Annotated in this window: 18 protein-coding genes; 3 read left to right on the forward strand and 15 right to left on the reverse strand. The window is 41.6% G+C overall.

The genetic code is table 11. The annotated features are described in order from the left end of the window. Nucleotides 1-36 precede the first annotated feature (36 nt). Together NSS87_RS20230 and NSS87_RS20235 are read left to right on the forward strand one after the other, a co-directional pair. The gene (locus NSS87_RS20230; RefSeq protein ID WP_076299331.1) at nucleotides 37-618 is read left to right on the forward strand and encodes a LysE family transporter; all 582 of its coding nucleotides are present in this window, start codon (nucleotides 37-39) and stop codon (nucleotides 616-618) included. Between the two features lie 18 nt (nucleotides 619-636). Next, nucleotides 637-1410 carry an AraC family transcriptional regulator gene (locus NSS87_RS20235; protein ID WP_339242333.1) on the forward strand — a complete coding sequence of 258 codons (774 nt, stop codon included), beginning with the start codon at nucleotides 637-639 and terminating at the stop codon, nucleotides 1408-1410. 27 nt (nucleotides 1411-1437) lie between these two features. Here the strand turns inward: NSS87_RS20235 and nagA are convergent, their stop codons facing one another. From nagA to NSS87_RS20300, 13 genes are all read right to left on the reverse strand, one after another. Continuing rightward, a complete protein-coding gene (nagA, locus tag NSS87_RS20240; RefSeq protein WP_042189726.1) occupies nucleotides 1438-2580 on the reverse strand; it encodes an N-acetylglucosamine-6-phosphate deacetylase in 1143 nt (380 codons plus the stop codon). Between the two features lie 23 nt (nucleotides 2581-2603). Then, on the reverse strand, nucleotides 2604-3389 hold the full coding sequence (locus NSS87_RS20245) for a DeoR/GlpR family DNA-binding transcription regulator (protein ID WP_081382852.1): 786 nt from the start codon (nucleotides 3387-3389) through the stop codon (nucleotides 2604-2606). A gap of 164 nt (nucleotides 3390-3553) precedes the next feature. Beyond that, nucleotides 3554-4033, reverse strand: a complete 480-nt coding sequence (locus NSS87_RS20250; protein ID WP_339242336.1) for a DinB family protein — start codon at nucleotides 4031-4033, stop codon at nucleotides 3554-3556. A 38-nt stretch (nucleotides 4034-4071) separates the two neighbouring features. Further along, nucleotides 4072-5538 carry a YdiU family protein gene (locus NSS87_RS20255; protein ID WP_339242338.1) on the reverse strand — a complete coding sequence of 489 codons (1467 nt, stop codon included), beginning with the start codon at nucleotides 5536-5538 and terminating at the stop codon, nucleotides 4072-4074. A gap of 196 nt (nucleotides 5539-5734) precedes the next feature. Then, nucleotides 5735-7024: an L-serine ammonia-lyase, iron-sulfur-dependent, subunit alpha gene (locus NSS87_RS20260; RefSeq protein WP_076299336.1), complete on the reverse strand. Its 1290-nt coding sequence runs from the start codon at nucleotides 7022-7024 to the stop codon at nucleotides 5735-5737. A 111-nt stretch (nucleotides 7025-7135) separates the two neighbouring features. After that, nucleotides 7136-7843 (reverse strand): DNA alkylation repair protein, encoded by a 708-nt coding sequence (locus NSS87_RS20265; RefSeq protein WP_339242340.1) that lies wholly within the window; start codon nucleotides 7841-7843, stop codon nucleotides 7136-7138. 160 nt (nucleotides 7844-8003) lie between these two features. After that, nucleotides 8004-8834 (reverse strand): carbohydrate ABC transporter permease, encoded by an 831-nt coding sequence (locus NSS87_RS20270; RefSeq protein WP_076286546.1) that lies wholly within the window; start codon nucleotides 8832-8834, stop codon nucleotides 8004-8006. A gap of 15 nt (nucleotides 8835-8849) precedes the next feature. Beyond that, nucleotides 8850-9755, reverse strand: a complete 906-nt coding sequence (locus NSS87_RS20275) for a sugar ABC transporter permease (protein WP_339242342.1) — start codon at nucleotides 9753-9755, stop codon at nucleotides 8850-8852. Nucleotides 9756-9928: 173 nt separating this feature from the next. After that, nucleotides 9929-11341: an ABC transporter substrate-binding protein gene (locus NSS87_RS20280; protein ID WP_339242344.1), complete on the reverse strand. Its 1413-nt coding sequence runs from the start codon at nucleotides 11339-11341 to the stop codon at nucleotides 9929-9931. A 180-nt stretch (nucleotides 11342-11521) separates the two neighbouring features. After that, a complete protein-coding gene (locus tag NSS87_RS20285; protein ID WP_339242347.1) occupies nucleotides 11522-13549 on the reverse strand; it encodes a DUF5107 domain-containing protein in 2028 nt (675 codons plus the stop codon). Between the two features lie 114 nt (nucleotides 13550-13663). Further along, on the reverse strand, nucleotides 13664-15043 hold the full coding sequence (locus NSS87_RS20290; protein WP_339242349.1) for a carbohydrate ABC transporter substrate-binding protein: 1380 nt from the start codon (nucleotides 15041-15043) through the stop codon (nucleotides 13664-13666). A 22-nt stretch (nucleotides 15044-15065) separates the two neighbouring features. After that, nucleotides 15066-16709 carry a response regulator gene (locus NSS87_RS20295; protein ID WP_339242351.1) on the reverse strand — a complete coding sequence of 548 codons (1644 nt, stop codon included), beginning with the start codon at nucleotides 16707-16709 and terminating at the stop codon, nucleotides 15066-15068. Continuing rightward, nucleotides 16687-18489, reverse strand: a complete 1803-nt coding sequence (locus NSS87_RS20300) for a sensor histidine kinase (protein WP_339242353.1) — start codon at nucleotides 18487-18489, stop codon at nucleotides 16687-16689. The genes NSS87_RS20295 and NSS87_RS20300 overlap by 23 nt, the downstream gene beginning before the upstream one ends. 172 nt (nucleotides 18490-18661) lie before the next feature. On the opposite strand from NSS87_RS20300, the gene NSS87_RS20305 reads away from it, so the two are divergent. Next, nucleotides 18662-19507 carry a lipase family protein gene (locus NSS87_RS20305; RefSeq protein WP_339242355.1) on the forward strand — a complete coding sequence of 282 codons (846 nt, stop codon included), beginning with the start codon at nucleotides 18662-18664 and terminating at the stop codon, nucleotides 19505-19507. On the opposite strand, the gene NSS87_RS20310 is transcribed toward NSS87_RS20305, so the two are convergent. Both NSS87_RS20310 and NSS87_RS20315 read right to left on the reverse strand, forming a co-directional pair. Further along, nucleotides 19455-21989: a helix-turn-helix domain-containing protein gene (locus NSS87_RS20310; RefSeq protein ID WP_339242357.1), complete on the reverse strand. Its 2535-nt coding sequence runs from the start codon at nucleotides 21987-21989 to the stop codon at nucleotides 19455-19457. The two genes, NSS87_RS20305 and NSS87_RS20310, sit on opposite strands and share 53 nt — an antisense overlap. A gap of 123 nt (nucleotides 21990-22112) precedes the next feature. Continuing rightward, nucleotides 22113-23813, reverse strand: coding sequence for a glycoside hydrolase family 3 N-terminal domain-containing protein (locus NSS87_RS20315; protein ID WP_339242359.1), 1701 nt, complete (start codon nucleotides 23811-23813; stop codon nucleotides 22113-22115). Nucleotides 23814-23821 lie beyond the last annotated feature (8 nt).

Consider the following 23821-nt stretch of genomic DNA (forward strand, 5'->3'; position numbering starts at 1 on the left):
TTTATATTCATAAGACAACTTTTACTGGAGGTCATCATGAATATAATTTCCTTTCTTCTCTATTGCATTGTAGTTACATGTTCACCCGGTCCTGCCAATATTGTTATTCTTTCTTCCGTGCAACATTCAGGGGCTAAGAAAACCATGCGGTATGTATACGGGGCTACGATGGCTTTTGGTCTATTGCTTATCCTTTCTACCTTGATGAATCGTGTTCTGGTGGAGGTCATCCCAAATATCCTGATCATTATGCAAGTCGTCGGAAGTATATATATGCTCTATCTTGCTTATAAAATCTTTAAAATGGGTGCAATGGAAGACAAGCCTAATCCAAATGCCAATTTTCGGTCGGGTTTACTTATGCAACTTGTGAATCCTAAAGTGCTCTTATTTACTTTAACAGTCATTCCCAGCTATGTAATGCCATTCTATACTTCTTCTCTCACCTTATTTATGTTTGTTATAATTATAACTGTGATCGGATTTTTTGCTTTTACGACATGGGTTGTATTTGGGGCAATCTTCAGAGCATTTCTGCAAAATCACCAAAAAGTTCTAAATACTTTGATGGCACTATTTTTAGTATACTCTGCCATTATGATATCGGGAATCCTATAAGTCGTGGAGGTTAAGAGCGTGGAGAAATTCAACTATAAAAAGTCAGCAGATATCCTAACATTGTCAGCTAGCATGAGTGATTTCACTTATAAAAAACATTGCCATGAGGAATACGCAATCGGTGTCACCTTACGTGGCATTCAGCAATATAACCTTGATGGTAGCTTGCAATCCTCTCATAAAAATGGCGTAATGCTATTTAATCCCGAGCAAACGCATGACGGCAATTCATATGATAAAGCAGGTATTGATTATGTCATGCTATATATCAAGCCAACCTTGATACAAGAGATCCTAGGAAAAAAGGAACTTCGCTTCGCCTCTCCCATCCTATACGATGACAAATTGGTACAGTGCATATTAGCGCTAAGTCATGCCATCCAGAATGGCAAAGAGGAGTCCTTGTGCAATGAGCTGTTGTTAAGCCTGGTTCATCTAGTATCTAATACTGAACTAGTTACAGAACACAGGATAAATAATAAATTTGTCAAAAAAGCAAAGGAAATGATGTACTGCAGTTTAGAACATGTACTGAAACTAGATGATCTCTGTAAAGAGTTTGGACTTTCCAAATATCAATTTATCCGAGAGTTTAAGACACATACAGGAATATCACCTTATCAATTTTTCTTAAATTGCAAGGTAGAGCATGCCAAGCAGTCCATTGAGAAAACTAAGGATATCTATGCCGCTGTAGTAGATTGTGGATTTGTGGATTTAACTCATTTGAACCGGCATTTTAAAAGCGTGTTTGGCATAACCGCACATGAATACAGGTTACAACTGCATTGAGCAGAAGTAACCTGTATTCATCATGATTTATGAAATTTGACCATTCACCATTGTCCAGCACACTTTAAATTCATCATCCAAGAGGACCAGATCAGCATCAAAGCCGGATGTTATTGTCCCCTTTTGTTGAAGTCCAAGAATATTGGCCGGCGTAGTTGAAGCCATCTTTACGGCGTCTATCAATGGAATTCCAGTTTCGACAGTATAACGTAAAGCTTCATTCATAGTCACTGTGCTTGAAGCTAGCGTTCCATCCTTCAGTCTCGCTACCCCCTCGGATACTGTAACATGATGGCCTCCGAACATATAATCCCCATCACCTAATCCCATAGCTTGCAGTGCATCTGTAATCAAGACCATTCCTTCTGGTCCTTTCAAGGTATGCATTAATCGAATAATTGCAGGGTGCAGATGGACGTTGTCCACAATCGCTTGAAGACTTACATGCTTCTCTTCAAAAGCAGCCACAATTACCCCTGGATCTCGATGATGGATAGGCCGCATGCCATTAAAACAATGCGTAACATGACTTGCCCCCGACGCAAAGGCTTGTTTAGCTTCTTCATATGTGGCATCCGAATGAGCGATGGCTATAACTACACCCTTTTCTTTCAAAAAGGAAATGAGCTCCATCCCTCCCGGTAACTCCGGAGCAATTGTAACCATCTTAATGAGTGAACCCGCTTCTTCAAAAATCAAGTTCATTTCCTCTAAGTTGGGGTGGCGTAGATACTTTTCGTTCTGCATTCCTTTTCGCTTCGGGTTCAAGTAAGGTCCTTCTAAATGAATACCTGCGATCTTTGCGCCCACTTCATGTCCGATCACACGCTTGACACTACGAATCATTTCTAAAAGATCTTCTAGCGTAGAACTCACAGAGGTAGCCAAAAATGAGGTACAGCCAGATGAAGCACAAGCACTTGAGACCTCTTGAATACTCTTTTCCGTACCGTCCATCATATCGAAGCCATTGGCGCCATGAATATGAACATCTATCATCCCGGGTACTAATAAATGGCCACCACCATCGATCCGTTCATATTGTCCCTCTGGAATCGAAAGATCCTCTGTATCTATCTTTATGATTTTCCCTTCAGAAATCCACACATTAGCCGCTGGGACAATACGATTCTGAAGCGCCACTTGTACATTTTGCAGAATATAAGACATAAATATCCTCCTCTGTTTTGTTATCAGTCTTGCTCTCGAGCCTCTTCAGTTTCTTCTGGACATTCAATTACTGTGATGTTCTTCTGATCTAGAATTTCTCTGATCTCACTGGGGAGTTCCCGATCGGTAATTAGAATGTCAACGAACTCAAAGTCTAGACGGAAAAATGATTTGCCAATAAATTTGGTGTGATCAGCCACTAAGATGACTTGATCTGATCTTCGGGCCATTTCTCTCTTCACCCGCACATCTTCTTCATATGGATAATAGAGTCCATCAGCACGGATCGCGGATGCTCCAATAAAGGCTTTATCAGCACGGATTTCACTAAGTTTATCGATAATAGAAGGGCCATATAACAAGCGGTTTTTCACATTCAAGTAACCACCAAGAACATAAATTTGCAGATCCTCCCGCTGTGACAAGATCCCTACGTTATCAATCGAGTGTGTGACAACCGTAATATCCTTCGCGCTGATCTGTTCTGCTACAAACTGCACGGTGGTTGATACATCTAAAATCACAGTCTCATGATCTTGGATAAGCTGCGCCGCAGCCTTCCCTATCCTCTGCTTACTCTCAGATTCATCGATCAATCGATCCTGATAAGATAACAATTCTTTTTGTAACTCAGGTAACGATACCCCTCCATGCGTTCGGATCACAACACCTTCTTGTACTAATCTAACAATATCCCTACGTGCGGTATCTCTGGATACATCAAATTGCGTACAGATCTCTTGAACACTCATCGATTGGTGTTGTTTCAAATATTCGAGTATTTTTAACAATCTCTCCTCTTGAAACATCATGTATGCACCTCCTAAAGTCATCATAAGTTATTAAGTAAGTATTTGCAAGTATTAAATACGTAATTATAAGTATATGTAAGTATTTTCGGCAACTTAACTTCATTTATATTCGCAAAAAAGACGTTAGCCAGATGAATGTACATCCGTTAACGTCCTTCAATTCACTTCATAGTGCGATTCCAACTCTTTTGGATTTTTCGAATAAAAACGATTTGCCCCACGTGATACGCGTTATGTGTTGTCACATTGCCTATTACTTCCCACCACTGACTGCCTTGGAATTCTTGAACATCGGCATCCAATTGTTCCTTTGTAATCAGTTCCTGCCAACGTAAAAGAACTTCTAAGAGTTGTTGTTGAAGCTCTTGAAACGTTACTCCTTCTGCAACGACAAAGGTATTATTGTTATCCACTGAAGGAACCACATGGACACTCTTTTCTTTATACCTTGTTTGCCAAGTTTCATTCCAGTAGAGCAGATGCTGCACTACCTCAGCAATACTATTGCTTTCTTCCGTTACTTTCCAAAATGCTTCTTCTTCGCTTAAGTCTTTTACGGCTACCTCAAAGGGCACGTACCAACTTGGATCATTCGCATTAGCTAGCAACTGGTTAGCCAGAACATCATATGCATGAAACATTCTTACTTCACCTCATTATTTAGATCATTATCAGCAAATCAAGTGCCGCAGAAGGTTCGATATGGACGTGCTGATTCCTCAGGTAGTGCCGAGTATTCATCCTGTTCAGGGGAATAAGCGTAAGGATTGGAAAGAGCTTTAAGCAATTGCTCCATCACACTGTAATCTTCCTGTTGTACTGCCGCTTGGAGCGCTTCTTCTACCCTGTGGTTCCGCGGAATGATCGCAGGATTACTATTGCGCATTAGCTGCAGCGAAACCTCTTTCGATTGTTGCTGTCTGCTAAGTCTAGCCTGCCATAACTCTTGCCACTTCGTAAATTCCACTGCACCAAACAGAGCGGTTTCTTCCAGCTTCTCTAAAGTTAGGGCACGGAAGGTATTGGTATAGTCTGCCTGATATTTCTGCATCAAATCTAGCAGATCCTCAATTAGCGCTACATCCTCTACCTCTTCGTTGAAGATTCCGAGCTTCGCCCTCATACCTGACAGCCAGTGATGGTAAGACCGCTCTTTAAAATCTGCAATTTCCTCTTCAGCGAGCTGAATCGCCTCTTCCTGATCATCAGCCAGCAATGGCAGGAGAGTCTCCGCGAATCTCGCGAGATTCCAAGAGGCAATACCCGGTTGATTGCCATAAGCATAACGACCCTGCTGGTCAATGGAACTGAATACCGTTTCTGGATGATACACATCCATGAAGGCGCAAGGACCATAATCAATCGTTTCTCCGCTAAGCGCCATGTTGTCGGTGTTCATTACTCCGTGAATAAATCCTACCAGCTGCCACTTGGCAATTAATTCAGCCTGACGTCCAATCACTTCTCGAAGCAGGAAAAGATAACGATTCTCTTGAGAAACAGCTTCCGGATAATGTCTTTGTAATGTGTAATCTGCCAGAGTACGGACATCCTCAACAGTACCCCACGCTGCAACATATTGAAAGGTGCCCACCCGTAGATGACTTGCAGCAACTCGGGTCAGAATAGCACCAGGCTGCTCTGTTTCTCGAATAATCGTTTCTCCAGTAGTTACCACTGCCAAGCTGCGAGTGGTAGGAATACCCAAACCATGCATGGCTTCGCTGATGATATATTCACGAAGCATAGGTCCAAGTCCGGCTCGGCCATCGCCACCACGAGAATATGGTGTTCTTCCCGCGCCCTTAAGCTGAATGTCTATGCGTTCACCTTGGGGTGTGATCTGCTCACCAATCAGTGCAGCTCGGCCGTCACCTAACATGGTAAAATGTCCGAATTGATGTCCAGCATACGCTTGAGCAAGGGACACAGTACCTTCAGGGACTTCATTGCCTGCAAGATTCTGAACCCCCTCCTTACTATGTAGTGCTGTACTATTCAGCCCTACGGTAGTAGCCAATGGTTCATTTAAAATAACTAACTCCGGCTTACGCACAGGAGTTGGTTTGATCCTTGTAAACATGGATTCCGGCAGATGAGCATAACTGTTCTCAAAGTTCCATCCTATATCTATCTTCTCCGTCATAATATCTCCTTTTTATACCATCAGTCTATGCCTTTATGATCTCAGAATAAGTTATGTTAAAATTTAATGCAAATCTTCGCAATAACAAATACCCTTACTGAATAGATAAAAAGACCGCCCAGTCTCCTGCCATTCATGTAGGGAACCGGACGGTCTTAAATTATGATGTTCTAACCTATTATTACCTTAAAGAAAGCTAATTCGCTCCGCCTTTGGAGAGCATGATATTTAAGATGGTCTTGTCAGTATCCGCCAGACCTTCCTGAACCAGCCGCTCCATGTTGCGGATAGTGTCTTCCACCTCTTCGAAAATAACTCCATCCTTGGTCGTAGGAGCAATATTGTTCATAGCCAGTGTGGCTGCCTGAATCGCTGTATTAGTGGAGGTGGATATCTTCAACGCACAGGTTGAATTTGCACCGTCGCAAATCATACCTGATAAAGAGGCGATCGTATTCTGTATCCCGTGCTTGATCTGCTCAAGAGTGCCGTCCATGAGATAAATGATCCCACTATTCGCTCCAACTCCACCTGCAATTCCTGAACCACATAAAGGCGACAACCGCCCAATATAATGCTTGATATGCACAGTGACCAGATTACTTAGTGCAAGCGCCCGAGCTAGCGTCTCTTCATCCTTGCCAAGTAATTCCGCCAAAGATATAACAGGAAGCGTACAGGCGATGCCTTGATTACCGCTGCCCGCTGTTGTCATCACAGGCATTGCGCTGCCATCCATACGAGCATCTGAAGCCGCAGCAGTGGCCGCTATAATTTTGTTCGCTACATCATTGCCGAACAAATTCACAGCAGATTGCTGATTCATCTTCTTCCCTACTTGCAACCCATAATCGCCTCGGAGTCCCTCTTCGGAAATCGCTTTGTTCATCCGAGCGCCTTCCAAGAGGAAGCTAAGGTCTGAAAATGGAGCTGTAGTTATAAACTCGAATATCCGATCTACAGAGCCTTCATAGGCTTCAGTATCAGAAAGTCCAGGCTTGCCACAATCTGCTTTAGACTTCTTAGGTGTCACTTTTTTCCCGTCCAGAGCCAGATATTCTATATTAGTGTGTTCTTTAGCAAGGATGGCAGTCGCTGTATGATTCTCTGTCTTCACCTGTGCTTCAATATATAATTTCTCAGGAGTGTCCATTATCTCCACTTTTAGCAGCTTTCGATCAAGCAGGTCATTTGCCAGCTTTAGCTCATCCTGAGTCAGACCTGATAGGATTTCCAGCTCCTTGTGCGAACGTCCGACCACCGCACCAAGGGCTGCTGCGATAGGCAGACCTGTCTGGCCCGTCCCAGGGATACCCACTCCCATTGCATTTTTAATAATATTACCACTGAGATGCAGCTGAATCCCCGTTATTTCTTCCTCGAGAAGCTCTGCCGCCAAGGAGACGGCATACGCAACTGCGATCGGCTCTGTGCAGCCTTCTGCCGGTACGACTTCCTTGTGCAAAATTTCCAATAAGTTGCCCATGTATGCTTTTCCCCCTTCTCTCTCCCACTTGGAGTCATTTCTATATAGTAACGCAGAGTGAAGTTTCAGGGAATCCTTTTTCCTTTTTCTTCTCTAGAAGCTTCTGCTAGATCAACATCTTACATGCTTGCGTTTAAAACCAAGCCGATCTTTGTCGACTGCTTTTTGAATATTTGCGTACGCGTGAATCAATTTACTCTTTGCCTTATTCTTATCAACTTCAATTGGCCCTACAGTTCTTGCGGTTTCACTGGCCTTATCATGAAGTGGCGAATAAGATACGGCCACTGTGTACATGAAATTATTCATTGCGTATTGGGTACGTTCTGGAGAATCATGAATCGTATTTTCCACCATCTCAAGCATACCAGCAAGCTTGCTTTCGGAAAACTCAACATCCGGCCGACTGCCAAGCAGCCAGCAGTAACAGCTCCAGCCCGCTGACATTCTCAGCTCTTCACCACTCGCGATCCATTTATCGGCAACTTGTTGTGCAATATCCGCTTCTGCCAAGGTTACTGCCACTACAAAGTCGGACAGCATATAAAAATAAGCCGCATCCATCCATCGGTCATAATCCGCTTCCGTCATTGCATTGGGATCAGCAATGATGCCGGCAAAATACATGGCATCATAGTTCCCTGTCGCGTAAAGTTCCTCAGCCAATGGCTGATTTATTTTGGTTTTCTTGAAGATTGGTTTCATTGCTCCGGTAGCCACGCCAAATAGCGGTTCCTTTGCTCCATTAGACATATATATTTTCTTGGCTCGTTCCTTGCCAAGCGCTTCCAGCTCCTGCATGACCATCTCTAAATCCACTATTTAACACTTCCTTTTTCAAAGTTCTTTCCCAAGCTATCTTAGGTTTGTACTAGTTAAAGAAAGTGTACTGTATGGGTTTCCTTGTCGCAAGTTAAGTTTCCGAAGGAATACTTATGGGTGCGCAAATAACCACCTATATTATTAGGTGGTTATTACCTCAACCTTTTACAGAACCGATTGTAATTCCAGCAACGATCTTTCTGGACACAAGAAGATAAAGTATAAACGTGGGCAGAAACACCAGAAGTGATGCAGCAAAAATACCCGAGTAATTACCAGTATTCGTATATCCTACTACGATGGATTGAAGAGCTAATGCTATTGGATGTCGATCCGGATTATTAGCAAAGATCAGAGCATAAAAATATTCATTCCAGATCCCCATCACATTAAAAATCGTTAACGTCAAAATACCAGCCTGTGCCATAGGTAAGATGATTTTGATAAAAGCTTTAATCGGCCCACATCCATCGATCGCTGCTGATTCCTCCAATTCTTTCGGAATGGATGCAAAGAACCCTGTAAGCAAAAATACAGCAAAAGGGACATTCGTAAAAATGTATACAAAGATTAACGTAAATGTTGAGCCTGTTAAATTCAATGAATAAAATAACGAAAACAACGGGATCGAGATCAGTAGCCCCGGAACTGATAATGCCGAGATAAACATTAAATCAACTAACCTTTTTCCCCTAAACTGAATTCGTCCCAATATATAAGCAGCCGGAGCTGCAACAACAATAATACCTACGCAAGAGGTTACCGTATAAACTAGACTGTTCAAAAAGTACAAGCCGATCTTCGTTTCTTCGAATAATCGGGTATAGTTAGAGAAATGAAATCCGCTCGCCAGTAGTTTGTTCGTAAATATCTCTCTTGTTGTGCTGAGTGAAGCAAGGAATGCGTATCCAAAAATAATAATTGTAAAGATAAGCCAGACTACTAATGGAACATATCGTATGATTCGAGTGATTGAGTGAAGACGCATATTGTCTCCTCCTTCCTAGTATTCTAAACGATCCTTCCTAAACAACAGACCAATCAAGAAGGAAAAGCCAATAATTGCAACAGTAATCAACACACCAATCGCAGCCCCTGCTCCAACATTGAAAGCTTGCGTATCAGAAATTCTCTCCCCACCAAATACCTTCAAGTACATATAATAGCCAGGAGTCATCGTATGTGGATCATTTCTCCCGAAAATGGAAGACCATACAAAGAAGTTAATGGCTGTAACCGTCCATAACACCAGCGTGGTCTTAAACACATCACGGAGTAACGGAAGAGTAATATGGAAGAACTGATATACTGTGTTTGCTCCTTCCAATAATGCTGCTTCGTAGTAATCATTAGGAATCCGATCCATGGCCGCACCAAGAATTAATAAGAAATAACCAATTGATCCAAAACAAAAAGCGATCAGCATGGATAAAAATATATGCTGGTCATCCGTCCATTGAATATTGGCTAATTGTTCAAGTCCAAGAAGGCGAAATACATGTGTCAACAATCCAAAGGTTGGATTATACACATACTGAAGCCATATTACTGACATGACAACAACAGATACAGTATTAGGCAGGTAAATCAAGGCTCTCCAGAAGCCTTTGAAACGAACGCCGGAGGAAATAAGCACGGAGAAGAAAAAAGCCATAACGAAAACAATGAGTCCACCAATAATCCAAATCTTAAGCACATTTAATGAAGAATTTAAAAAATAGGAATTATGAAATAACCCCCAGTAATTGTCTAAACCAATAAATTTCCATTCACTGATACTACTGTTTATATTAGATATCTCGTAAAAGCTCATAAACACTGCCCGCAAGGTTGGATAAAAAAAGATCGACATATAAACCAGGGTAGCAGGCAGAAGGAATAGCATCATAATCGGTTTACTAATTCTCATCTTTGTATCCCCCGCATCATAATCACAACTTATTCTTCCTTATACTTTAAAAAATCTATATGCAGCTGCCGCTATTGACCGCCACATATAGATTTACATTAAATCTAGATTGAACAAAAAGACTCGAGAAAAGGGAACGAAGTGACGGAGGGTAATTTTGGAATTGTTATGTTTTATTTACCGGCGTAGAATTTCTTAGCTTCCGCACTTAGCTTCGGCCCGAATTCTTCTGGCTTCAGTTTGCCAGTGATAAGTTCCATGAAGGTAGGCACAATGGTAGCAAGCGTAAAGTCTCCTCCATCACCAATACCTCCACCCCAAGGCATATTTTCTTTTGCATTTAGAAAAGCAGCTTCTGCTTCAGCAAGCATCGCAGGCCATTCAGAATCAATAGTTGCTGGGATCGCAAGTGCATCCTTCGCCATTTTTTCTTGTATCTGCTTACTAACGATATGTTTGATAAGCTCAAAAGCAGCCTCTGCATTCTTGCTCGATTTATTAATGAACATCCCTTGAGATCCAAAGATCAACCCTTGTTTTCCACCTTTACCGTTTCCATTTGGAACATCTGGGAATTGAAACGTGCCCCATTTGAAATCTGGTCCTGAGGTGGCAAGCACTTCATTCGGAAGCCATGTTCCATTTAGATAAGCGGCAGAACCACCAAGCACGAGATCTTGCTGAGCCGCAGGATATTTACTTCCGGCAATTTTATTAGAGAAAAAACCTTTAACGTTTAAATTAGCCATATCTTTAGCGAATTGAAGAATGATTGGATCATTCCACATCTCACCTGTCTTATCCTGCACAAGCTGGCTTACCCAATCTGCCCCCATCGCATTTGCCAGATAGGATCCAATAAATAAGTCCCGATATGCATCATCAAAGGTAAGCGGTGCTGAACCTGCTGCTTTGATTTTTTCAGCATCTGCAAGGAATTCGTCCCAAGTGGCAGGCGCTTTTGTTATCCCAGCTTTCTCATACACTTCCTTGTTATAGAAAAAGAGTACTGCATACGGCTGCTGCGGAATCGAATAAATACCTTCTTCTAAACCGTACTTAATGGAAAGCGATTGTATCCAGCTTAACAAGCTTGGAATCATTGAATCCTTTACTGACTTGCCTTCCATTCCGATGGATGGCTCCGCAAGCAAATCATCAAGCTTCATAACGTAATCTTTCATCCCTTGAATACCAGCTGGGCTACCTGGATCGGCTTCCCAAATATCAATTTGCTCTCCTCCATCCAAAGCAGGCTTGATCAATTTTAAGATATCACGACCGGTAAACTTCAGATCCACTTCAACTTCTGGATTAGCTGCCTTGAATTCAGCAACTGCAGACTCAATAACCTTCGCTTGTGGTTCTGTGCTGCTCCACATCGACCAGAATACTACCTTACCTTCTAGTCCAGAATCTTTAACTTCGGTGGTAGCCTCAGTTGTAGCTGTAGGGGTGTTCTCCTTAGTTGCTTCAGGCGGGGCAGCATTGTTCGTTGTATTGCTTGATCCACAACCAGCCAATAACGTTAGAACCATCGACATAGCAAGCAACAAACCTGTGAGCTTCTTTTGTCTTTTTTTCACGTGTGTAGCATCCCCCTCAAATATGAAAGTGCTTTCACAAGTAAGTATATAACGAAGCAACTCAGGTCTAACATCGACGATATTGAACAAAGCATGCACAATTTTATCTAAATTTTAATCACCTTCAGCATCCTAAAAAAAAGAGAGCTTCGATTAAAATCATCGAAACTCTCTCTTGGTTTAAGCTCCAACTATTCTAAAATCAATGTTATTAGGCGGTGGATTTAAGGTTATAGCTTCCTTCATTAATTCTTCAGATAATACAGTGTTTCGGCTCTCTGCTAGCTTCTTAGCTTGATATTTATACCACAGCTCCACAATCGTAACTTCACCTTCACGAATCACAGCAAATTCTTTCTGGAATAAGTTTAATAGGAATTCATTATGATCCAACTCCTGAGCTGCAGCTCCAATAATAATTTGGAGACGATCACTTTGCCTGAACTCTTCAGGAAGTGATTCGTACACACTCCAAGCCTTAGCAAATTGTTTATTTCTAATCAACATGCTAATATACTCATCTGCAAATGCTCTGTCTGGAAAGCCATTGTATAAAGAATACGCCAGTTCATAATAGACCAGAGCCTGAGCTGCCTCTCCTCTCTGTTCAGAGGTAATCGCCAGATTACGATAAACCCAAGCAGATGGCTTCAATTCAAGCGATTGATGCCATGCAGTTACACCTTGATCTTCCAATCCATGCTCATAGAGCATAGTGCCGTAATGCAAGTAGGAATCCCACGTTTGATTATCTGCATGCTCTAGACTGGTACGAAGCAATTCCATCCATTCTTCTTGGACCATCCAAGAGGCCGGAATATCTTGCACATCTCCCTCTGGCAAACCACCTTCTTGTAACAGGGCTAACCATGGAAGTTGCGGTGCTGCAATACTGGATTCCAAGAATAAAAATCCATCCGGAATCGACCTTTCAGCATGAGCTTTTCTGCGAATATCCTCGAGTGCTCCCCAGCCTGAGCCTGAGTGCAATAGTTCTGATGGTGTTAAATTAGCATAAGTTTGCAACTTCTCATGAAGAATATACACTTCATCTTCTTGCAATTGTTCATTGACTTGCGTTTCAATAAAATCCCGAGCCTCAGACCAATCCCTTTGATTTGCCTTATGTGCATCCACCTGAGTAACACCGAATATTTGCGTGAAATCCCATATTGAATTCGCAGGCATATCTAGTCCATGCATCTGTGTTGGAGCAAGCCCTGCTTGTATCTCAACATAATTACCTTCGCCTGGCTTCGCTAAGAAATCGCACCATCTTCTACCACCTGCATGGTTGCCCCAGCAAAATAACTTACGATATCTTAAGAGGCTAGTCGAACGTTCGTAGAATAAACTACCATCCTCATAGGCAATCGCTTCCCACGGGGATTTATAATCTGCTTCTGTCTGAAAAAAATACTCGTTAGAGAAAGGAATTCTCATTGGATATGACGAGTCTTCATTTGGAACTGAAGGAAGCACTGGCAAATCTCCCAATCCAAACCCCTTTACTTGGTGATCAATATAGATAACCTTACTAGTGGATGAGAATACTCTTGATTGCAAGGTTTCCGGTGCTGCAATATTTGTCCAATAATACATAGGAACCGACGCTTTGCTATCATTAATGATTCTTACATAGACAGAGAGTTCCTTAGCCCCTTGAGGAAGATGAAAATCAATATGCCAAAAAATGTTCTTACAACGCTCATATTCATAAATTCTTAGAAATTCATTGCCATTATCATCCATCAATTTGGCAGCATGTACGGGAGATGCGGTCGTAAAGGTGTGACCTACCTGTCCCACATTCCATTCAATCCCTCCAGAGAACCAAGCGTTAAGAATCGCTAAATTAGCCGGTTGAAAGACAGGATTTGTATACAGTATATCTTTATTCGTACGTTTATCTTTAAGCGAATAGAGTCTACCTCCATACTCAGGTAAAAAGACTGCTTTTAAGATGTCATTTTCCAATACAATCGACTTCATAACCATCGGTTTTCTTTCACGTGTATATCGATCCTGCATGCGATAAGGTAAATATCTCCCACCTGTATGTTCACCCAGCTGCTGTCTCAATTCTGGCGTAAGTGTACCATTATCCCCCACTTTTGTATGATGATCTCTGTTTCTGAACATTGGAAGAGGATTCTCTCCTTCTAATAATGCGCCTTCAAGAGTTAATGTTGAAATGACTACACTCATTCACGTCACATCCAATCCCATATAGTTAATCCAATTTTACACTGCTAAATGCTAAAGCTACCATTAACAGAATTGAACAAAACCTGTACGATTTAGGACACTCAATAAACAGGTTTATTCTTTAGAAGAACTTAATTCCCGCACACTCTTGGTTATTTTCTCAACCTCATCTTGCCACTGTTTAACAGTCAGCGTATTGCTCATTAGGCCAGTTATTGGGTTCCATATTGCCTCTACGTCTTTGATGACTAGCTGCGATGCTTGTTTCCATTGAAAAACAATCGGTGCTACATCTTTTTGAGATATTTGAACGGAATCATAGAATATTGGAGAAGTGTATGGCTTTACGATTTCCAGACCATTTTTAACCGTGACTATACCTTTGGATTTCTCCGCATTTAATTGAACGATATCATCATTGTATTGATAACGCAGGAACTCCTTGGCAAGTTCAATATTCTTCGCCTTGGCGGGAATAAACAGGCTATCCAAATAGGACATGACATACCTCTGATCCCCCTTATTAAACACAGGTGGTGCGAGAAAACCAAATTCGAATCCTTCTTCGCGTGGAGTGCCTTTCATTTCATTCTCTATCCATATTCCGCAGGGAATGAACAATGCCTTACCTTGTAGAAAAGCAGCCTGTGCTTGTGTATGGCTTAACTTAACGGTTCCTGGCATGACATAACCTTTTTGTGCTATAGCACTCAACACCTCAGCTATTTGTCTGACGGAATCGGACCTAAATGCATCCTTCTCATAATTTTCCGCCTTCCAGACGTCTTCCATCCCCCCTACAGATGCCACTGACGGCCAGAAAATAGACTCTAAATAACCCGGAAACAAACCTTGGTAGGTAAATAGTGATCTTCCATCCTTCTTAGCGAGCTCACCTAACTTCAAGAATTCATCCCATGTCTCTGGGAGCTTCCAGCCTTTTTTCTCAAAAAGAGTCTTGTTATAGATTAGCCCCATTGGTGAGGTATAGAACGGTGCAGCATAAATTTTTCCATCCCCTAAGGGATTAGCATAATCTAAAATACCATCCAGCATTTTATTCTTAAGAGGTTCTTGATTATCGAGAGCATTCCCTTCAAATACATCCGTCAAATCGAGTAATAATTTATCTCTTAACATTTCTTCAATCATACCTGTCGTCTCACTCTGTGAGATATAAATGATATCGGGTGGATTACCAACTGCGATTTGCGGTTTAAGTATTTCCATGATCTTGGGGCTTGAAGTCAAATTAATAGTTACCCCTGGATAATCTGATTCAAATCGTTGTTTCACCGCGAGCCAATAATCCTTTCCTTGCCCTCCCTCAAATACTGCTAAGTTCAGAATTTTGTTCGCAAACTCATGTTTCACTTGAGAGGATTGCATTTTGCTCAGGCTCGAATCTGAAGGAGTACATCCTGCGCTAGCCCATAATAATAGGATCACACCTGCGAAAATTAAACTCTTTTTAATAGATTCCACATATTTCATAACAGGTGCCTCCTCCTTGGACTTATTTAGTTGCGAGTAATTTCTTTCGGAAATCTGAAGGACTAAGCCCCACGATCTTCTTAAATACCCGATTAAAATAAAACGGATCATCTATCCCCACCTGTGAAGCCACCTCTTTAATCCTCGTATCCGGAAGCTTTAACAATTCAATCGCTTTATTGATTTTTAGTTCATTCATATATTGAACAATGCTTCTACCCGTATCTTGCTTAAATACACGGCATAAGTAATTAACATTCATATTTACTTCTTGAGCGAGACGGTCAAGCGTTATTTTATTCTCAACATTCTCCTGCAAAATCTCCGTGATTCGAAGTACTTCTTTGCGATAAATATTACTTTTAACTTGATACAATAGATTGATGGCTTCCTGCATCGCTTGTTCAATAGATAGACTAAGCCCTTCCATAGACTCAGCTTGTGAAATATCACTCTCAAAACTCTCTAAGAGCGTTGTTGCCCCTACCCTATTTTGTTCAGTGGACGATAGTACTTGTGTGTTCCATTTTAAGATCAAGTTGTCTAGGTCAGATAATAATCCCAAAAGGTGAAATTTTAAGGCTGAAGGGTCCCATTTGATTTGTTTTGCCTCATTAAATAATATGCTTATATTCTCCAATACTAGCTTTGTGTTCCCTACTTCAACTGCTGCTTTGACTTGATCCAACCATTCCACATAATTAATGGAGTGTAGTGACTGGGTTAACTTTGAATGCCCAGCAACCAAGACAGATGCAGGCCCCGTATAAAAGTTGTTTGTAGATGCTCGCAGACACAAAGTGTATTGTTCTCTCAGCTGCTTCAAACCTACGAATGCATCACTTAATGTAATGCTGACACTTAAATTCAAATACAGCTTAAGCATCTGCACTAAGTTATTCATCAACAGTAACCAACTGGGTTCGTCAGAATAACCGCTCTGTTCATAAACTATAACAATATACTGATTACTCTCCATCTCTATGAAATCAAATGCAAAGTGATCAGACACGGTTTCTTTCACAATATTCGCTATAGAAAAGCTAAGTAGCCTCTTGTTATTAATTTTGCCGTTACTTAGCGCCTCCACATAATCATCGATTCTTATCATAATAAGATTACCAGCAAGTCTATCGAAGGGTATCCCGTACTTCTGTGTTTCTTGTAACAAATAAACCATGTCCTGCTCCTGATCTAAAAGAAGCTCTCTCCATATGCTGTTCCGTTGCTGAAGCTGCGTTTCATTAAGCTTAATTTTCATATGAATGTCCTGTTCTTTAAGCTCTCGTTCCGTTAATAATTGCTCCGAGATCTTCGTCAGCAAGACAATCAGCTCATCTGGCTTAAGCGTCAGCTTCAACATATAATCTTCTGCTCCAAGTTTCATGGCTTCCCGCACGTAAGCATAATCATCATAATTACTAAGCACCACAAACTTCCCAGTGAATTTGCGTTCGTTGAGCGTTCGGATTAATTCAAGTCCATCCATGTTAGGCATCACTAGATCCATAATCACGATATCGATCGATTCTGTCTCTATGACCTCAAGAGCTTTGTATCCATCTGCAACAGCACCCATTAATTTAAAACCATATTCATCCCATTTAATTAGTGTACTAAGTGCAATCCTCACTATTTTCTCATCATCCACAATTAGTATCCGCATCAGCTGAGTCCTCCTGAAGTGTAGAAATATAAGGTATCGTGATGATAACATCCGTGCCTTGATCAGGCTTACTCCAAATCTCTAATCCATAGGGGTCTCCATAATGTAATTTGATTCTCTCCCGTACATTTCCAATACCGATATTTGCTAATCGATTCTCTGAATGATTATCTTTAAGTTGCAATATCTCCTGTAACTTCTCAGCACTCATCCCTTTCCCATTGTCGCTTAACTTAATCTTTAACACCTCTCCGTTCAATTCAGCAGTCATTGTAATTCTAGGTTCCATATTCTCACCGCTTAGTCCATGAATAATCGAATTCTCTACAATGGGCTGAAGCAAAAATTTCAACACTTGAGTATCTAATAACTGTTCAGGAATTTGCACATCAACCTGTAATGACATCCCGTATCTTATTTGTTGAATAACCACATAGTTCTTGATGTTCCGAAGCTCTTCCCCAAGCGTTATCCGTTCATTCTTCTGAACAATTGTACTTCGAAGTAATTCAGCCAGTGCACCCAAACCATTGCTTACACTATCCGCCTGACTTAGCATCGCCGTCCATTTTAACGAACTCAATGTGTTAAATAGAAAATGCGGATTAATTTGTGCCTGCAACATTTGTAGCTCTATACCCCTCTTCTGTGCCTGTTCTTGCTCCACACGCTCAATCAATAGTTTGATTTCCTCGATCATAGCTTCAAATTTCCCTGAAAGATATCCGATTTCATCCGGATGATTGTCGTTTATTTCTACCTTTAAATTACCTCGCATGACCTGGTTCATTCCACTCACTAACTTCTTAAGAGGGGTAGAGATACTAACAGAGATGAAGGTTGCAAATAAGGATGAAACAACTACACATATGACGGCAATGAAGAACATTTCATTTCTAATCTCTACAGATCCCATATTCAAGTAGGCTTGCGGAATTAAACTAATTACATTCCAATGAAGTACCTCATTATGTGTATTTAAGAAAAAGTAGGGTTCCGCCCGCAGCGTTACTGTCCCCGTCTCCATACGGGAATTAATCAAATGATTTAAAGTACGATTAGCTTCCAAATCTTGATCCGACTGAAACAAGTGGTTGTTGCTCGTCAATATTTCTCCTGCATCATTCATAATGATTTGTTCACTACCCTGTCCCATATTAATGCTTCCAAACAATATCTGTGAGAATAATTCCTCATCAATCCCCATAATGACAAACCCCACAGTTTCACCCGATCCATATGAAAGCGGAATCCTCCTAGCCAATGAAAGGATATTATCACCAGCTGTCGTATGGGCTGTGGTCCAGATATCTGCACTTTTATTCTGTTTGGCCTGAGCAAATATTCGCTGTTTATCCTCTGTAGTAAATTCTTCGTATCCATAATCGTACAGAACTTGTCCATTATTAGTTAGAATCTGTAGTGTTTTGATTGTAGCAAACAGCCAAAATTTATCGCTTAACACAGTGTCTTCAAACTTCTTATGTATGTTACTAATATCAAGATCACTCAATCTATTGTAGCGGAGCAGTGCTTGCTGAATATCTCCATTCAACATGATTTGATCGGCGAAAGTCTCATATTTGGCCACTTCTGTTCCGATCTTACTTCCTAAGAGGCGTAATATATCATTTACAAAGGTAGTTGTCTTAGAGGTGATTGCTTCATTCGATTTATGGTAAGCTAGAAAACCGAAGGTGCACAGTGGGATAATAGCCAGCAGCAGAAATGAAATCATTAAGCGTCGCTGTACTTTTGACTTTCGAAGTAATTTAATCATTTACGTACACTAAAGTTAGATTCATATCGTTAAACCTCCTAATAACAGATCATCTGAAGTAAGTATTCAAGCGGTGTAGAATTTAGCCCTTACATTAGTACAGGGTCTCGCATGATATAGGAATCTCTCCCTCGTCCCCCTAATATAGTTTAGGAAGAAGGGCGGGATGCACATGGGTACAAAAAATGATCAAGAGCAAAGGGCTATCTTTCTAGCTGCTATCTGCGGACAGACCTATGCGCAGTTCTCAAATAAAGAGGGTTCGTTCGTCGTTCCATTAGATTATCAGATCGTGGATACGATTGAAGCAAGATCCATCAGCGAGGTGTGGGAACGCTTTGGATTTATTTTGGAATCTCCACAAGAGATTATCGTTGCCTTCCGAGGAACCAGCTCCACAACCGATTGGATGTCAAACGTTATGGCCTCACAAGAGAGATTCAATTACATTAAAGAAGATACCCTTACCCACCGCGGTTTCACGAATATCTACTCATCAGCGCGCGATGGGATTATCTCTACACTCGCAAAGTTATCTCCCGATAAGACCTTATACATTACTGGTCACAGTCTTGGCGGAGCACTCGCCACTTTATGTGCTATTGATCTTGCTGCCAACACCTCGCACAGCTCACCTATTCTGTACACCTATGGTTCACCACGTGTAGGCGATCCGAACTTCGTTAATGCTTTTAAACAATATGTCCGCAAGAGTTACCGTTATGCCAATCTCTTTGATGTTGTTACCTACGCGCCTCCACATGTATACAGGCTACCTAAACGGGAAACGAAGTACTATTACAGTCATGTCCACACTTTTTTATCACTGTCATTTCAGAATGGATCGGCAAGTGGTAATCATATGATCAGCTACTATTTCACAGAGCTATCCAAGCTTCAACATCAATACTCCGAGGAACTTTGTCTAACGAACCCAGGATTCTGTCCAGTTGTAAATAACCCCATCATAAGCGCATCAATTCCACCAACTGCACCTCATGCGGAGACAACTTACTAATTAACGAATAGGTGCTCGTTATTTCGACTTGTTCAAAGGTCAGTTGCGGGCAGCTGGCTTGCTTCAAATAATTAAGGGTGTCAGCATCTATAGGATGAGGCGCCCCCATTCGTACCCACAGGTCGAAAACGCTTCCATTTTGCCTGTTAATTGTATGTCTTTTGATCGTATACGAGCCTGGCTGAATATCTGCAAGCTCCAACGTCAACTCTATGTCTCCACCTTCTTCGAACACATCGTATCTATTCGTGCGATTAATGAGCGAGGCATCACCTTTTTGGTACAATGAATCGATATGCGCGTAAGCATACATCAACACCTGCAGCCCCATATCACTACTAGTAATGTAATATCCTTTCCCTTGATGAATGAATTGGCGGCCTAATTTTGCAAGTAGTTTAAACGCGTAGAAGGATGGCTTTGGTATCCCGTTATATGTCATCAGCCCCAAACCTCCATGAAACGTTTCTGACGACATTTTGAACTCCTCTAGCAAATCCGTAGCCGTCCAATAACCAAAACTATGGAGACCATCCATATTTTCCAGTACATTTTTCACGATATAGGCTGCCTTAAAGCATGTATCATTCACTAAATCACGGTGAGAGCCTGTGGCATTCCATTCTGTCATATGCAGTTCAGGAACATCTCTTCCCATAGCTTCCGATACGGTTTTCTTCAATTTAATAATGACTCGCGATAAATATTCTGTATCCGCTGAAAGCTCTATTGTCTGAAACCACACATCCGGATTCTCTTCATAATCCACCTGAATCACTTGAGTTGATCTTAACGATTCATCATACGGATAACTGTGAAAGGATATAAAATCAGGCTTTACGCCTCGTCTGCACACATCATTCATAAACCTTGTCAGCCAATCTGACTGCATTAACGTAAGAGATAAAACACCTGGCCCCCCCACACGTAGCTCAGAATCTATGGATTTGATGGTTTGAAATGTTGAAATGAACAGCTCACAGTAAGCTTCATAAGTATCTGGCCAAAAAATATGGATTTCCGGTTCGTTCCACACCTCGAAATACCACTGCCTCACTTCATGAATGCCATATCTATGGATGTAATGTGTAATAAACTGATGAATCATCTGATTCCACTTACCGAGGTCCTTAGGACTACCCACAAAGCTCTTTTTATAAAAAACAGAAGTAGCTCCCTCTCCCGCAAGCTGGCGTGGTAAAAAAGAAAGCTCTAAAAACGGTTTCAATCCGGAGCACAGTAAAAAATCAAATAATGAATCACTATAAGCAAAGTTTAAGCTCACTTCTCCCCGCTCATTCTCGCCATAAATCATCATCTCATCATCAAAAATACCGTGAAACCGTATATACTGAAACCCAATCTCCTGTTGCATTTGCTTGATATGTCTTTGTACCTCTGCAAACAATACCTCTTTGGCCTTTCCCACCGTCATGAGCTTCTTCCAAGTATGCGCCAGCTCCTTGCTTTGGTTAGACTTTACCGAAATCTCATGGGTCTGCTTATGTATATGAAGGGCAACTGGTAGATTGGAAGTAGCTGATAAATTCTTGTTAGGCAGATATTTGAAAAGCGACTCAAACGCCTGTGTGGGATTCATGTCAAAGTAGTTAAACTGGGCCACACTGCTTTTCTGAAATGAACTGCGTCCGTCCAAGACGGTCTTCCGGTATTCTCCAGGCGTCTGTCGATAGAACTCTTTAAACACCGCATTAAAGGATTTCAGGTTGGGAAACCCATGATCATGAGCGATCTGTGTAATAGATAGATTGGTAAGCGTCAAATCTTTTACAGCTTTATCCAAACGCACCGCATTCACATATTTGGTAAAGGAAGTACCCATATACTCTTTGAAAAAACGCGACAAATACGGAACGGTCAAATACTCCTGAAGAGCCAACTGCTGGATGTTAATTGCCCGATTGTAGTTCTCTTTGACATAAGAGGTAATTCGCAATAGCCGTTCACGATGCTTATCATCATGTTTCTCAGGACTTTGGTCTTGTTCACGAAACCCTTGCATGAGTAAATAAGTTAAATTAAGAAGACAGGACTGTATGCGTAGATGATACCCTTGTGGGCGCTTATTGTGGAGCAGCATCATCTCAGCCAGCAATGTACGAAGTTCATCAAACTTAGATTGTTCTTCATAGCTAGCAGCCGCAGAATTACAATCGAATAACATTCTTTCGATCTGAGGTTCAATCAAAAGTAAATAAGAAACTGGAATTTGCAGCGCTAGCACCAAATTATTCTCTTCAGCTTTAATCGCATGAATTTCATTAGCATTAATCAAGAACAAATCTTCTTCATTTAACTCTCTAAATCTGTCCTTTGTGAAAAGTTCAAGTTTCCCCTTGAGTACGAATAATATTTCAATGCTATCATGCCAATGATTCGGGACCTGATGGGTACTGTGCAAAAACATGTGGACCGGAAGATGATCGTCCATCTCAATATTTTCGTAGGTGTAGCTTTGCAACTAGCACCCTCCTCTCACTCTCTCAATATATGTCTTATGCCCTATTATATTATAAAAAAAGCGATTGAATAGAACTATCCTATTCAATCGCTTGATACTATTACAGATCTCTATGAATTCTAATTATAGTTGTGTATCCCAATAGCCACAAAACGGGTCCACAGGATTAACTCCTTTAAAGGAGGAACGCCCCACAAGCTTCTCAATCAGTGCATCTACCACATAATTACTTGGTGAATAGGCATTAATGAACGTTGGTATACGCGGGACGTCGATCAAATGATAAGGATTGGCTACAGAAATGAACATCGTTGGCATTTCTTGAATAAACCATGGCATGTCTGCCCCAAATGGAGGTGCCCAATTAATCCGTACAACGGTTTGATTACTATGGGTCTCCAGATTTGAGATATAGACCGCAGCATCATAGTGATCCGTTAACGCTTTTACACCTCCGAACATGGCACTGAAATCAACTTCACTCTTATTGAAGAGCGTTACCTCGAATCCTTCCTCTTTTAGCTTGGAAATGAAGTACGGTGCAATATCTGCCCCTCCGAATAATCCTTCCTCGCCTCCTAGTGTGAATACCAGTAGACGTTTGTGACTCTCAGGACTAATAGGGAGCATCTCCTGTGTATCCTTCACTAATGTAACTGACTCATCTGCACATTCCTGAGCCCAACGCACATGCTCTTCGCAAGCAAGGACGGAAAGGGCTTCTTTTTCTGGAACGAGCGTGCCTTGTTGTTTCTTCTTATGAAGTCCCAGCGCAGCTTTCACTGCAAGAATACGTGTCACTGCTTCGTTCACGCGCTCCTCCGTCAGAATGCCGGTCTCAATTCCTTTCATCATATAGGCAAAGTCTTCTTCTAAACTCTTGTTAAAGAGGAACATATCACAACCTGCAGCGATGGATGTCGGAACCGCTAGCTCCCGCTTCATTGCCATTGTGAATCCTGCCATTGGTGTAGCATCTGTAGTAATCAATCCATTAAAGCCGAGCTTGTTACGCAATAAATCATTTAAAAGCTCAGGAGCTAACGTTGCAGGCATAATCTCCAAATCTGTAATCCCCGGACGTAATTCTCTGGAATAGGCAGGATGAGCGATGTGCCCTACCATAACCGTATGTGCGCCAGCTTCTATACAATCCGCATATACCTTTCCAAAGGTAGCATCCCACTCTTCCACTGAAAATGAGTTAATAGATGTCAACAAATGCTGGTCCCTTTCGTCAACGCCATCCCCAGGGAAGTGTTTAATAGATACCGCCATGCCATGCTCTTGAATCGCTTCGGTGTACGCCTTGCTCATGCGAGCTACTCTCTGCGGATCAGAACCGAATGTTCTAACATTGGTTATCGGATTACGGAAATTATAGTCGATATCGAGAATGGGTGCGAAAGCCCAGTTACAGCCTACAGCACCACCCTCCCGCGCGGCAATGATACCAAGTTTACGAGCCATTTCGGTATTATCCGTCGCCGCCACTTGCAGCTGCTTGCCGAAGAAAGTACCCTCTGCCGCAGAACCATTACCTCCTGCTTCAAGATTAGCTGCAATTAGCAGCGGAATATCCGATGTATCCTGCAAGTAGCGATGTGTTTCTTGCACCAGCTCTCCTGGACCGGGACGGAACATAATCCCGCCAATCTTAATCCCTTGTGTCAAAAGTGCCAGCTGCGTCTTATCATCGGTGAACCCGATCGGACAAAATAACTGCCCGACCTTGCCCACCAAATCCAGAGAGGCTAAGGTTTGTTCTACCCATTTAATCCCCTCATCATCTAGATGAAACGGTTTAGCTTTCAAATCTATCATGTCTTTTA

It is taken from the genome of Paenibacillus sp. FSL F4-0243 (assembly GCF_037963295.1).
GTDB lineage: Bacteria > Bacillota > Bacilli > Paenibacillales > Paenibacillaceae > Paenibacillus_AQ.